General features: G+C 57.7%; 11 protein-coding genes. 5 read left to right on the top strand and 6 right to left on the bottom strand.

Going from position 1 to position 11774, the window contains the following annotated elements:
- Positions 1-179: 179 nt before the first annotated feature.
- Both BED41_RS13515 and BED41_RS13510 read right to left on the bottom strand, forming a co-directional pair.
- Entirely contained in the window at positions 180-1607 is a 1428-nt protein-coding gene (locus BED41_RS13515; RefSeq protein WP_066747398.1) for an MATE family efflux transporter, read from the bottom strand.
- Between the two features lie 59 nt (positions 1608-1666).
- Positions 1667-3025 (bottom strand): MATE family efflux transporter, encoded by a 1359-nt coding sequence (locus BED41_RS13510; protein ID WP_066747395.1) that lies wholly within the window; start codon positions 3023-3025, stop codon positions 1667-1669.
- Between the two features lie 154 nt (positions 3026-3179).
- On the opposite strand from BED41_RS13510, the gene BED41_RS13505 reads away from it, so the two are divergent.
- The 3 genes from BED41_RS13505 to BED41_RS13495 all read left to right on the top strand — a co-directional run bounded on the left by BED41_RS13505 (position 3180) and on the right by BED41_RS13495 (position 6095).
- The gene (locus tag BED41_RS13505) at positions 3180-4091 is read left to right on the top strand and encodes a phosphate acyltransferase (RefSeq protein ID WP_066747392.1); all 912 of its coding nucleotides are present in this window, start codon (positions 3180-3182) and stop codon (positions 4089-4091) included.
- A gap of 7 nt (positions 4092-4098) precedes the next feature.
- A complete protein-coding gene (gene buk / locus BED41_RS13500; protein WP_066747390.1) occupies positions 4099-5172 on the top strand; it encodes a butyrate kinase in 1074 nt (357 codons plus the stop codon).
- A gap of 359 nt (positions 5173-5531) precedes the next feature.
- Positions 5532-6095, top strand: coding sequence for an HdeD family acid-resistance protein (locus BED41_RS13495; RefSeq protein WP_066747387.1), 564 nt, complete (start codon positions 5532-5534; stop codon positions 6093-6095).
- A 157-nt stretch (positions 6096-6252) separates the two neighbouring features.
- Here BED41_RS13495 and BED41_RS13490 read toward each other — a convergent pair whose 3' ends face one another.
- The gene (locus BED41_RS13490) at positions 6253-7002 is read right to left on the bottom strand and encodes an aspartate/glutamate racemase family protein (RefSeq protein ID WP_066747385.1); all 750 of its coding nucleotides are present in this window, start codon (positions 7000-7002) and stop codon (positions 6253-6255) included.
- A gap of 183 nt (positions 7003-7185) precedes the next feature.
- Here BED41_RS13490 and BED41_RS13485 point away from each other — a divergent pair, with 183 nt between their 5' ends.
- Positions 7186-7692, top strand: a complete 507-nt coding sequence (locus BED41_RS13485; protein ID WP_066747382.1) for a TlpA disulfide reductase family protein — start codon at positions 7186-7188, stop codon at positions 7690-7692.
- A gap of 1 nt (position 7693) precedes the next feature.
- A complete protein-coding gene (locus tag BED41_RS13480) occupies positions 7694-8362 on the top strand; it encodes a cytochrome c biogenesis CcdA family protein (RefSeq protein ID WP_066747379.1) in 669 nt (222 codons plus the stop codon).
- A 293-nt stretch (positions 8363-8655) separates the two neighbouring features.
- Here BED41_RS13480 and BED41_RS13475 read toward each other — a convergent pair whose 3' ends face one another.
- The 3 genes from BED41_RS13475 to BED41_RS13465 are packed head-to-tail and all read right to left on the bottom strand — an operon-like array spanning position 8656 to position 11759.
- Positions 8656-9573, bottom strand: a complete 918-nt coding sequence (locus BED41_RS13475; protein ID WP_066747377.1) for a DMT family transporter — start codon at positions 9571-9573, stop codon at positions 8656-8658.
- Positions 9570-10823: an MFS transporter gene (locus BED41_RS13470; protein WP_066747375.1), complete on the bottom strand. Its 1254-nt coding sequence runs from the start codon at positions 10821-10823 to the stop codon at positions 9570-9572. Before BED41_RS13470 ends, BED41_RS13475 begins: the two co-directional genes overlap by 4 nt.
- 3 nt (positions 10824-10826) lie before the next feature.
- Positions 10827-11759, bottom strand: a complete 933-nt coding sequence (locus BED41_RS13465) for a DMT family transporter (RefSeq protein ID WP_066747372.1) — start codon at positions 11757-11759, stop codon at positions 10827-10829.
- Positions 11760-11774 lie beyond the last annotated feature (15 nt).

Here is an 11774-nt window from a genome sequence, read left to right as displayed (position 1 = left end):
TTTGCTCAACCTAAAACCGAAGAGGGCTATCCCTCTCCTTCCGCAGATATTTATAGCCCCTACGGCGGGATATGTCAAGGTTTTACTGCCGTCGGCCGGTCCCGCAGCGGCGTGATATCTTCCGCTCCAGCCGCCGCCCAGCGAAGGCTTTGCGCGGCATGAGAGACCGCGGCGCGCAGTTAACCCTCTTGGCCGTCTGAGACATTTTTATCCGGCAGGGATATGTTCAAATCTTTGCGCAGCTTTTTCAGCAGTATCCACGAGAAGAGCCAGGTCAGCGCCGCCGCGCCCGCGAAGGAGATCGGCTGGAAGAGCCATATCCAGTGTATCGAGACCATGCCGGCCAGCAGCCATACCGCCGGCACGCGCAGCAGCATACTGCGGCATACCTGAATGACGAGGCCGTAGCTGGAATACCCGGTGGCGATAAAGAGCGCGTTGTAAAGTACGCTGTATATTACCATCGGATAGCCCGCGATCGTGATGCGTATGGACTGTATGGCGACGGCGGCGACCTCTTCCGTCGGGCGGAAGAGATTTATTATCGGGCGGGGAACGAAGGCCAATGCGAGACCGATCGCCACCGTTATCACACCGCTGATGAGGAAGGATGAGCTGATGCCGCGTCTCATGCGTTCAAGGCTGCGCCGTCCGTAGTTGAAGGCGAGGAAGGGGACGAGCGCGTCGTTGATTCCCATCAGGGTGTTGAAGGCGAGGTCCTCTATGCGCAGCCCCACCATCCAGCCGGCGACGGCGATGTTGCCATAGGTCGTCGAAAGTATTTTGTTGACGGTACCCATGCCGAAGGCGACGCTGCCGGTGGTGAGGGTGACGGGCAGCCCGATCGCCGTTATCCCGCCCCATATCCTCATCATGCCCAGGCGCGGTCTCGTGAAAAAGGATAGTTTTATCTCGCTTGACTCGCGCAGTTTTTTTATAAGGTAAAAGGTACCGACGAAGCGCCCCGTGAAGGTCGCCGCCGCAGCGCCCGTCATACCCCAGCCAAAGGCGAAGATGAACACCGGGTCGAGGATGAAATTCAGCCCGTTTGCGATGAGGAAGAAATAGAGAGGGACCATCGTATTGCCCTGGCATCTGAATATCGAGTTCACGACATATGAAAAGCTGATGAGCACCAGCATCGGCGGTATCCACATATTGTACAGCCACGCCTGGCGCAGGGTGACGGGATCTGTCGCTCCCAACATGCGGAAGAAGGCGTTGGAAGGACCGGGAAATAGAAACGGAATCCAGAGGAGGCAGAGTGTATAGGCAAAGGCCAGGCCCGCCGTCGCCGTTTTCTGCGCCAGCTCGTGATCTCCTTCGCCCAGTCTGCGGCCGACGAGCGCCGTGACGCCGTTGCCGACTCCCTCAAGTATGGCGAAGACGCCGATCTGTACGGGGAAGGTGTAGGAGATGGCGACCATGTGGCTCTCGCCAAGCCAGGAGATGAAGATAGTGTCCACAAGGTTGAAGAGCGTGTGGAAGAGTACCATCGCGATGGATGGTACGGAAAGGCGTATCAGCGAGCTTAGCACGGGGCTGCTGCCGAGGTCCACCGCGCCGCGCAGTTTCAGGATGCGTCTTGCCTTTTTTATGAGTCTCATCGTCTGTGATGATTCCTTTCATATATTAGATAGGGGTATATTCGCATACGGCGATACCGTCACGCTTTCAGTTCGCTTTGTATCAGCTCGCGCCTGCCTCTTATATAGATAGCTCCGGAGATGGCGAAGGCCAGGACATCGGCGGCGGTGAAGGAGGCCCAGGCTCCGTTCATGCCGAAGAGTTCCGCGAGTACCAGGGCAAGCGGCGGATGGAGCAGCAGCGGGCGGAGCATCGAGAGGAAGAAGGCGAGCCTGGCGCTGCCGATGCCCTGATAGTATGTGGAGATCATCGTCTGAGAGCCGGCGAATGAGAGCCCCGCCGCGACGCATACGATTCCCCTCACGCCGCTCGCGAGCAGCGCCTCGTCGTGGGAAAAAAGCGCGAGCAGCTCGCGCGGGAAGATGAGCAGGAAGATGGCGCATACGAAGCAGATGGCGGTGGAGGCGACGTTTGCCAGCCCCATGCCGCGCAGCACCCGGCGGTAGTTTTTCGCGCCGTAGTTGTAGCCTACGAGCGGCAGCAGCCCGTGTCCCATGCCGAGGATGGGCATGATGATGAGCGAGAGCATGCGCTGTACGAGTCCTGAGGCGGCGACGCCGATCGCGCCGCCGGTGTCGGCGAATATACGGTTGAGCACCGTCCACGAGATGGCGATACCCACCTGCCTTACGAAGGCCGAGGCGCCGACGGAGATGACCTGCGTAAGCAGCGGCAGTGATATCCGGCGCAGGCAGTGCAGGCGCACGGCGACGGCGCTTTTGCCGCTGAAATAGTAATAGAGCAGCCAGATGAGCGCGCAGATCTGAGCGATGACGGTGGCCCAGGCCGCGCCCGCGAGCCCCCACTTGAATACGAATATGAAGAGCGGGTCGAGGGCGATGTTCACGCCGGAGGAGATCGCCATGCTCAGCATGGAGAGGCGGGTGTTGCCCTCGCCGCGCACGAGGTTGTTGAAGACCATCATCATGAAGAAAACGGGGGTGCCGATGAAGATAATGTCCGCGTAGGTGAGCGATGATTCGATTATTTCGTGATTGGCCCCGAGCATCAGCAGCAGCGGGCGGGTGAATATCATTAGGAAGGCGGTCATTACGAACGCGCAGAGCAGGCCGGAGGTCATTATCGTACCGAGCGCCGCGGAGGCGTCGTCGTTTCTTCCCGCTCCCAGCGCGCGGGCGATTACGGAGGCGCCGCCCACGCCGAAGGTCTGCGACACCGCCATGATGACAAGCGTCGCGGGGAAGGAGATAAAGACGGAGGCGATGCCGAGCGCGCCGACGCCGCGCCCGACAAAAAAGGCATCGACGACATTATAGAGCGAGAGCATAAACATCCCCGCCATCGCCGGGATAGAGAGCTTTAACAACAGCGGCCCAACCGGGGCGGTGCCAAGGGCTTTGGTATTATTTGTTTTCACTTAAAAGTTTCTCCCATATATAAATCTATCGCCCTCATTATAGTATAATTTACCTAGTTGAGGATGCTAAATATTAGGCGGATTTGTCGTTCCCGTATTTTAATAATGTCTCATATTTATGAGGAAATTCTTTAGACCGGCGGGAGGAATATCGATGTATAAGACATTTGATGAAATGATAAATAACTGCGGCTGTCTCAGCGGAAGCAGCCTGGTCGCCGCGGCGGCGGACAGGGAGACTATCGAGGCGGTGAAGCTGGCCTTCGACAAGGGGCTGGGGCACGCCATATTCACCGGCGACGAGCGGGTCATCGCGCCGCTTGTGGAGGAGTTCGGCCTCGCGGATAAGTCGGAGACCGTTCATGCCGGCGACCCCGTGGAGGCGGCCAAAAAGGCCGTCGCCCTTGTCCGCGAGGGCAGCGGCGACGCGCTGATGAAGGGGCTTGTCAATACCTCGGATTTCATGCGCGCCGTGCTGGACCGTGAACAGGGGCTGCGCGCGGGACATCTTCTGAGCCATCTCGCGGTGATGGAGATCCCCGGAGAGCACCATCTCTCCTTCTGCACCGACACGGCCTTTATCGTGGCGCCGACGCTGGACCAGAAGAAGCATATCCTGAGAAACGCCCTGAAGGCGATCCACGCCCTGGGCTACGAGCATGTCAACGTCGCCTGCATCGCGGCCAACGAACGCGTGGACCCGCATATCCCATCTACGGTGGAGGCCGCCGCCCTTGTCGCCGCCTGGCGTGAGGGTGAATTTGACGAGCTGCCCTGCACCTGTACCGTCGAGGGGCCGATGGCGATCGACGTCGTGGCTTCAAAGGAGGCTGCGGAACATAAGGGGATAAACAGCGTCATCGCGGGGAAGGTGGATCTGACGCTCGCTCCGAACCTGGAGTGCGGCAACGTCCACTGCAAGACGCTCGTGCACTACTGCAAGGCGAAGTTCGCCGGCGTGGTGCTTGGCGCGATGGTGCCGATCGTGCTTGTTTCGCGTACCGACGACCCGGAGACGAAGTTCTACGGCATCGCGCTCTCCTGCCTCGTCTCTGGAGGACGGTAGCGGCGGTATGAAGATCCTGGCGGTGAATCCCGGCTCTACTTCGACGAAGATCGCGGTCTTTGAGGATGAGCGTCCGTTATTTGAGAAAAATGTCGCTCTGACGGATTCCCAGAGGTCGGCCTTCACCGCCGTACTTGACCAGCTCGATATGAGATGCGCGCTGATATCGCGGGCGCTCTCCGATGCCGGTTTCGCGGAAAATTCTTTTGACGCCGTGGTGGGGCGTGGCGGCCTGCTCGCGCCGATGCCCTCCGGCACATATCTTGTGAACGCGGCGATGAAGGATTACCTGCGGGAGGCGCCGCGCGGCGACCATGCCTCAAACCTCGGCGCCTTCATCTCGGAGCGTTTTGCAAAGCTTTCAAACTGTCCCGCCTATATCGTCGATCCCGTGTCGGTCGACGAGCTCTCGGATATCGCCCGCGTTTCCGGCGCTCCCGAGATTGAGCGCGGCAGCCTTGTGCACGCGCTCAACCAGAAGGCGATGGGGCGCAGGGCCGCGGCGTCGCTGGGCAAACGTTATGAGGACTGCCGCTTTGTCATCGCCCATCTCGGCACGGGGGTGACGATGGGGGCGCATGACCGGGGACGGATCGTCGACGTCATCGGCGCGAAGGCGGACGGCCCCTTCTCCGCGGAGCGCGCCGGAGGACTGCCGGTGGACGCGGTGGTCGAGCTCTGCTTCAGCGGGATGTACACGCGGGATGAGCTGCGCCGAAAGCTGCTCTCCGGCTGGGGTATTGTCTCTTACCTTGGGACCCGCGATATCCGCGAGGTCTTCAAAATGGCGGAGGACGACGCGCGCGCAAAGCTGATACTTGAGGCATACGTCTACCAGATCGCGAAGGGGATCGGCGAACTCGCGGCGGCGCTTGACGGAGAGATCGACGCGGTTATTCTCACCGGCGGCATGGCTCACTCGGACGCGCTTATGGAGCTGGTCGGCAGGAAGGTAAAGTTTCTCGGCGACATCATCGTACTTCCGGGGGAAAACGAACTGGAATCGCTCGCCGCCGGCGCGCTGCGCGTCCTGCACGGCGAGGAGCGTGCGAAACTCTATCCCACTGGAGAATACGCCTGAGTTTTTTTAATAATTTGTCTCTATTATTAACAAAACATCACATATTAACTATTCTATTTGTGAAATAATAGAAAAGATCCATTTTTTATCAATAAAAAAATTCGATAATTAAAACTACCTAGCCTAAATGCGGTAATACTGCTGTGCTCTTTACATCTGCCGTGAACTAATATGGTCCCTGCAAAGGAAGCGAGGCGGTGTGAAAGAAAAGACAGGGAGTGAATGAGATGCGCACGCTGACCGTTATCATAATATTAGGGCTGTCCGCGGCGTTATGGGCGGCCGCCCTTCGTTTTAAAGAAATGTCGGAATGGGTAAATCAATAATTGAGATCAGAAGACAAAGGTGGATGAAACAAGATGCTGTTTTCCGAAAAAATGACTAAAGAATATCTGTTAAAAAACAAGACAAGGTTCTACTGGACGGGGGCGCTGATGCTGCTCACGGGGTTTATCGCCCTCTGGATGCCTCTCGTCGCCTCATTCGCGATAGAGATGCTCGTCGGATGGATTTTGGTGGTCGCGGGATGCGCCCAGGCCTACGGCGCATACAAGGCCTTTAAGGACAAGACCGGCGGCTGGTGGGAGGTATTCAGCTCCCTCTGCGCCTTCGTCGCGGGCTTCCTCTTCATCACGAAGCCGCTCGCGGGCGTTCTGACGCTTTCGATACTTCTCTCCGCCTATTTCCTCGTTGACGGTGTGACGAAGATCATACAATACTGGAACATCCGCCACATCGACGGCGCGATCTGGACGCTGGTCTCCGGCATCCTCGCCCTCGTGCTCGCCTGGCTTATGTGGCAGAACATGGTCACCGGCATCGCGATGATCGGCGTAGTCCTCGGGGTCGACTTCATATTTGGCGGCATGAGCCTGATATTCCTCGGCAGGGGATGCTCGCAGGCGGCCGAGAAGCAGGAATAAGGGGCTGCGGCTGTAAGTACGGCTGTACGTCCTGTGACGATTTTCGTCATGTTAATTAAGATGTTGAAAAACCTTGCTGCGAGGCAGAACGGGTAGAATTAGCACACATCTAAGAGGCCGCCCCGGTAAAATTTTTCCACCGGGGCGGCCTCGCTTTCTACATTCGGTATTGCGCTCCAGTGTATTCCGTTGGATTAAGCGCGCTTTCGAAGTGCCGTATCATCGTTATAAAGTCGAAGACCGGCAGCCCCGTGTGGCGGTGGACGGCGGCGGCGAAGGGAGGCAGGTCGCTGCATTCGAGCTGTATCGCGGCGACCTCGGGGTTTTCCGCGAGCATTTTGTCGCAGACCTCGAGTATCTCTCGTTCGATGATGTCGGTGTCCATCGTCCCCTTCTCCTCAAGGACGGAAGAGCGGAACTCATCTTTGCCCTCCATGCCGTAGAGGACGACCGGCATATCCGGGGTGATGCCGACGTTGCGCAGATGCTGTTCGGTCATGACGGAGGCATTGGCGGAGATGATGCCCACCTTCTTACCCCTTTTGAGGGTACGCACAATGAAAGGTACCTGCAGCATACTGGACATAAAGACGGGGATGTCGACGGCGTCGGCGATCTCCTGCTGGAAGAGCGCCATAAAACCGCAGGCTCCCGTGACCGCGCGCACGCCCTCGGCCTCCAGCTTCTGCGCGCCCTCTATGAAGGGTGCGAGCAGCGCCGGGTCGCGCTGGTTCAAGAGGCGGTCGATGGATGCGCCGCGAACCTCATGGTAGCGTACCGGGAACGGAAACGTCGTGGCGTTGCCGACATTTCCGGGAACACAGGGATAGGCCGCGTCCAAAATTAAAATTCCGACCGGCTCTCCATCCCAGGAGCGTGACTTCGATTTGATTTTGTAGAACGGCAATACTATTCCCCCCAACTAAGATAAAAGCAAAACAATTTTTATAAATGTAGCATTTTTTGTACTCTAATGTCAATAAGCAAAAATATGAGGAGAAAATTTTAATAATATGATATCTGTACTTTTAAAAAATACATATATGTTATATAATGGCTCCACAAAAAATGAAAAACGGAGATGGTTGTAATGTACAAAAAATTTCTGCTTCTGTTTCTCGCGCTGACGGTCGCCTCTGTATTCGCCACTTCGGCCTTTGCCCTTGGCAGCAGCTCGCAGGTGGAGAATTTCACGCTGAAGGATCTTTCCGGTAAAAATGTCTCATTGAATCAGTTCAAGGGTAAGGTCGTTGTGCTCAATTTCTGGGCCAGCTGGTGCCCGCCCTGCCGCAATGAGATGCCGGAGTTTAACGAGATGAGCAAGGAATTCAAAAAGTCCGGCGACGCCGTGCTGCTGGCCGTCAATATGACGGACGGCCGCCGCGAGACGAAGTCGAAGGTCGAGAATTTTATCAAGGAGACCGGCTACACGATGACGGTACTGCTCGACAGCGATCAGAAGCTTGCGGAGTATTTCGGCATCCGCTATATTCCGAGCACCTTCGTCATCAACAGAGAGGGTAAACTTACGGGCCAGATACAGGGCGGCACGACGAAGGCCGCCGTCATGAAGCTGGTGGAAGAGGCGAAAAAATAACATGGCGGGCGAGCTGCCCCTCCTCTTTCTGGAGGGATTCCTGGCATTCATCTCCCCCTGCATGCTGCCTATGCTGCCTGTTTACCTGATGTACCTCGCGGCGGAGACGGAGAAGGGCAAGCGCGCGAGCGTCATAAACACTCTTGGTTTCGTCGCCGGCTTTACGCTCATCTTTATGGCGATGGGCGCGACGGCCACCTCGCTTGGCGCGATACTCAACGACCACCGGCTGCTGCTGCAGCGTGTGAGCGGTATCGTGATTATGATCTTTGGCCTGCACTTTCTCGGCGTCTTCAATATCGGTTTTCTCGACGTCGAGAAGAAGCTTGACGTGAAGGTCAAGCAGAGCGGTTTTGTCGGCGCGCTGCTCTTCGGCGGAGCCTTCTCGCTTGGCTGGACCCCATGCCTGGGCCCCTTCCTCGGCTCGGCGCTGATGCTCGCCGGCAACGGCAAGACGGTGGGCGAGGGGATATTCTACCTCTTCGTCTTCTCGATGGGACTCGGAATCCCATATATCCTTGCTGCGCTCTTCTTTACGAGGATAAAGGGGATATTCCAGTGGCTGCGGCGTAACGGGAAGGTCATCAAGATCGTCTCCGGCGTGATATTGGTGGCGGCCGGACTGGGGATAGCGACCGACTACTTTGCCTATTGGGCGTCTCTATTCTAAATCACCGGAAATCGGCGTTTATACGCACGACTAACTTCATAACCGAGGGCTTGGCAATGCTCACCGCACTCAAGTGCGCCTCCGCTTGCCAAACCCTCGGTTATTTCGTTATTCGCACGTCTAAACGCCGATTTCCTTCGGGTAGGGAAAAAGATAAAAGGTCTAGCTGTTGTCTTTGTAGCCTCCCTCCCTGGCCGCCTCACAGAGGGCGCCAAAAACCTGTGCTAAACCGTAATTTATTCTGCCGCACTGTAATAGAAACCTATGCGGCGCATTGTGTTTATAGCTCTTTACTATTCCGTTGCCGGCTCCCTTTGTTCCTGCCTTGCCTTTATGAAGCCCTCAAGCTCGGTGATGAGCATGCCGATGATTATGAGGACGCCGCCGAGCGCGCCCTGTAGGTGGAAGGGGTCCTGGCCGCTGGCGACGGCGAGGATGTAGCCGAAGAGACCCTCGAGGGAGAATATTACCGCGGCGTGGGTGGCGCTGGTCTTTTTCTGGGCGCGGAACTGGAGGATGAAGCAGAGGATGGTGTTGCAGAGCGAGACGCAGAGCAGCGAGGCCCAAATCTTTTTGCTGAAGGTAAGCGGATTCGGGATCGGTTCAAAGATGAGCGCGAGGACGGCGAGGATCACCGCGAGCATGATGATGTGCAGCGCCACGAGCCGTGTCGGTTCGACGCGCCGCGCGCAGTAGTCTGCCCCGAGTACCTGCGCCGCGTAGAATATCGCCATTATGAAGGAGAGCAGGTCGCCGAAGTTAAATTCCATCCCCGGAGTGAAGCCCATGACGAGCAGGCCGACGGTGGTGACTCCCGCTCCCGCGAAGAGCCAGCCGGAGGGGCGTACCTTATAGAGTATCCAGACAAAGACTGGCACCAGAATGACGTTGAGGCCGCCGATGAAGGCCTGTTTGCTTGCCGTACTGTAGACGAGGCCGAAGGTGAGCGAGACGAATACGCAGGTCAGTATCGAGGTCTGTATAAGGGATATCCCCCAGTCGCGCCGCGTAGAGGTCAATATCGTCTTTGGAAACATCAGGATGAGGAAAAAGGCGGCGATCAGCATTCGCAGCGCCACGGCCCAAAGCGGGGTCAGTCCCCGCGCGAGCACCGCGGAGAGCGGAATCCCAGCGCCCCAGATGAATGCGACCAGGACGAGCGTCATGTCGGCAATCAGCACCGACCGGTAGTTTGATGAATTAGAACTCATAGTGCCCCCTCGCGCTTCAGCGCACGCAGTATTTGGTAGCTTACCTTATCTATCTTTTTCATGTAGTAATAGGCGGTCACGGTGCAGAATATCCCGCAGATGAACAGCGCCCAGGAGGTGCCGACGATGTCGCCGAGCTTGCCCGACAGCAGGCTGCCGAAGGGCGGGATGCCGACGATGGCGAGCGTGTAGAGGGCCATGATGCGGCTGCGGCTTGCGTCGCTGCTCATGGTCTGCATCAGTGTGTTGCAGGCGATGGTGCAGGTGACCATACAGAAACCGACGGGCGCGGCCAGTACGATGCCGAAGAGGATGCTGCGCGACAGCGAGAAGAGCATCACAGATAGACCGAAGCCGAGGCAGGTACGTGTGCACCACCACGAATAGTCGGCGGTGGTCTTGCGCGAGGCCATCAGCAGGGAGCCCGCCAGCGCGCCGATGGCGACCCCCATCAGCAGCAGCCCAAGGGTCTTAGAGTTGCCGTGCAGGACACTCTTAGCCATCGCCGGCATGAGGATGATCGTCGGGAAGGAAAAGAATCCCGTGATCGTGATCAGCGTGAGGAAGTAACGGTAGGGCGCGAAGCGGCGCGCCATCTTGATGCCCTCCCAAGTGTCGCGCAGCGGGTGGCTCTCGCCGCCTGTCTTGCCGATGGGGGGCTTTTTCATCCTCATCATGCGCAGCGCCCCAAGGGTCGTCAGGTAGCAGAAGCCGTTGGAGAGGAAGCAGAAGCTTTCGCCGAAGGCGTGGATGACGAATCCGCCGACCGTCGGCCCGATCATGCGCGCGGTGTTGAATAGCGTCGAGTTCAGCGCGACGGCGTTGGCGACGTCGTCCTTGCTGTCTACCATGTAAGAGACAAGGGAGTAGCGCGTCGGCAGCTCAAAGGCGTCAAGCATGCCGCGGGAAACTGCGAGGATTATTACGAGCCGGAAGGAGATCAGCTCCGTGAGCGTGAGGAAGGCGAGCATGAAGGCGATACACATACAGCCCGCCTGTAAATAGAACAGAGTCTTTCTCAGGTCAAGCCGCTCGATGACCGCTCCCGCGAAGGGCGAAAGCAGGCATATCGGCAGCGAAGCGACAAAGTCCATGAGGCCGAGGGCGCTGTTGGAGTCTGTGAGGCGGAAGACGAGCCAGCCGACGGCGACGCGGTGCATCCAGAGCCCCGTCATGGAGACTGTCTGGGCGGCGAAGAAGAGACGGTAGTTTCTGCTGTTAAGCGCGCGCAGCGCGTTCGGGAAGATCATCTGCTATATCCCCACTGCGACGGAACCGGCTATTATGAGGACGATTCCCGTCCACTGCAGCTTCAGAAGCCGCTCTTTGAGGGCGAAGTGGCCGAATAACGCGGCGATGAGCGGGCTGGTGGCCGTGATCGCCGTCACGATTGCCACCGGCATCACGACAAGACAGGCCGCGTAGACGATGGAGCCGAGGCAGAGGCCGATGAAGGCCGCCGCCGCGAAATACATGGCCGCGGCAGGCCGGACGCTCCGCAGCGGGATCGTCGCCGTGGTGCGGTATTTTACGGTGACGATACGCGCGACGATAGAAATCACGAGAAAGGCGAAGGAACGGTAGAATGTGACCTCGACGGGGCCGAGCCCGGAGGTGATGATCACAAGCTTCGTCATCGGCGCGGAGAGAGCCCAGAAGCATCCGGTGGCGATGGCGAAGGCAAAGCCCTTCATCAGCCGGCGCTTATTATGGAGCGCGTCCGCCGCGTCGTCCGGTTCTTTGATCTTTTCTCCGCCGAAACGGAGCAGCAATATGCCGGAGACCACGACAACGACGCCCCAGAGGAGCTTCATCGTCACTGGCTCACCGAGAAGTATCCAGGAGGTAAAGATCACCAGTATCGGATAGCCGTTCGCTATCGGCACAGCGAGACTTACGCCGATCTCACGGATGGCAATGAAGTAAAAGAGGTCTCCAAGCAGATAACCGGCCGAGACGCCGGCAAACAGATAGAAATAGATCAGCGGCGAGGTGACGGGCGTTATGTGTCCGCCGTTGTATATCAGCGCGATGATTAGCGAAGTGACAAAAAAGACGGCGGCACGGAAAGGATTTACCTCGTGTATCGAACACTTTGAGATTGCAAGGCCATAATTGACCATAATGGGCGAAGCGGCCCACATTGCGGCGGCAAGAAAACTGAGCAGAAAACCCCATAACGGCATCGGCAGACCCTCCCT

The sequence above is a fragment of the Cloacibacillus porcorum genome (assembly GCF_001701045.1).
In the GTDB taxonomy this organism is placed as follows: domain Bacteria; phylum Synergistota; class Synergistia; order Synergistales; family Synergistaceae; genus Cloacibacillus; species Cloacibacillus porcorum.
Note: the sequence above shows the minus strand (reverse complement) of the source record. Positions and strands in the feature narration are given on the sequence as shown.

Excerpts from the sequence above, each read along its gene's own strand:
- BED41_RS13505 (WP_066747392.1), top strand. The coding sequence starts at position 3,180 with ATGTATAAGACATTTGATGAAATGATAAATAACTGCGGCTGTCTCAGC.
- BED41_RS13495 (WP_066747387.1), top strand. The coding sequence starts at position 5,532 with ATGCTGTTTTCCGAAAAAATGACTAAAGAATATCTGTTAAAAAACAAG.
- buk (WP_066747390.1), top strand. The coding sequence starts at position 4,099 with ATGAAGATCCTGGCGGTGAATCCCGGCTCTACTTCGACGAAGATCGCG.
- BED41_RS13475 (WP_066747377.1), bottom strand. The coding sequence starts at position 9,573 with ATGAGTTCTAATTCATCAAACTACCGGTCGGTGCTGATTGCCGACATG.
- BED41_RS13480 (WP_066747379.1), top strand. The coding sequence starts at position 7,694 with ATGGCGGGCGAGCTGCCCCTCCTCTTTCTGGAGGGATTCCTGGCATTC.
- BED41_RS13465 (WP_066747372.1), bottom strand. The coding sequence starts at position 11,759 with ATGCCGTTATGGGGTTTTCTGCTCAGTTTTCTTGCCGCCGCAATGTGG.
- BED41_RS13485 (WP_066747382.1), top strand. The coding sequence starts at position 7,186 with ATGTACAAAAAATTTCTGCTTCTGTTTCTCGCGCTGACGGTCGCCTCT.
- BED41_RS13470 (WP_066747375.1), bottom strand. The coding sequence starts at position 10,823 with ATGATCTTCCCGAACGCGCTGCGCGCGCTTAACAGCAGAAACTACCGT.
- BED41_RS13515 (WP_066747398.1), bottom strand. The coding sequence starts at position 1,607 with ATGAGACTCATAAAAAAGGCAAGACGCATCCTGAAACTGCGCGGCGCG.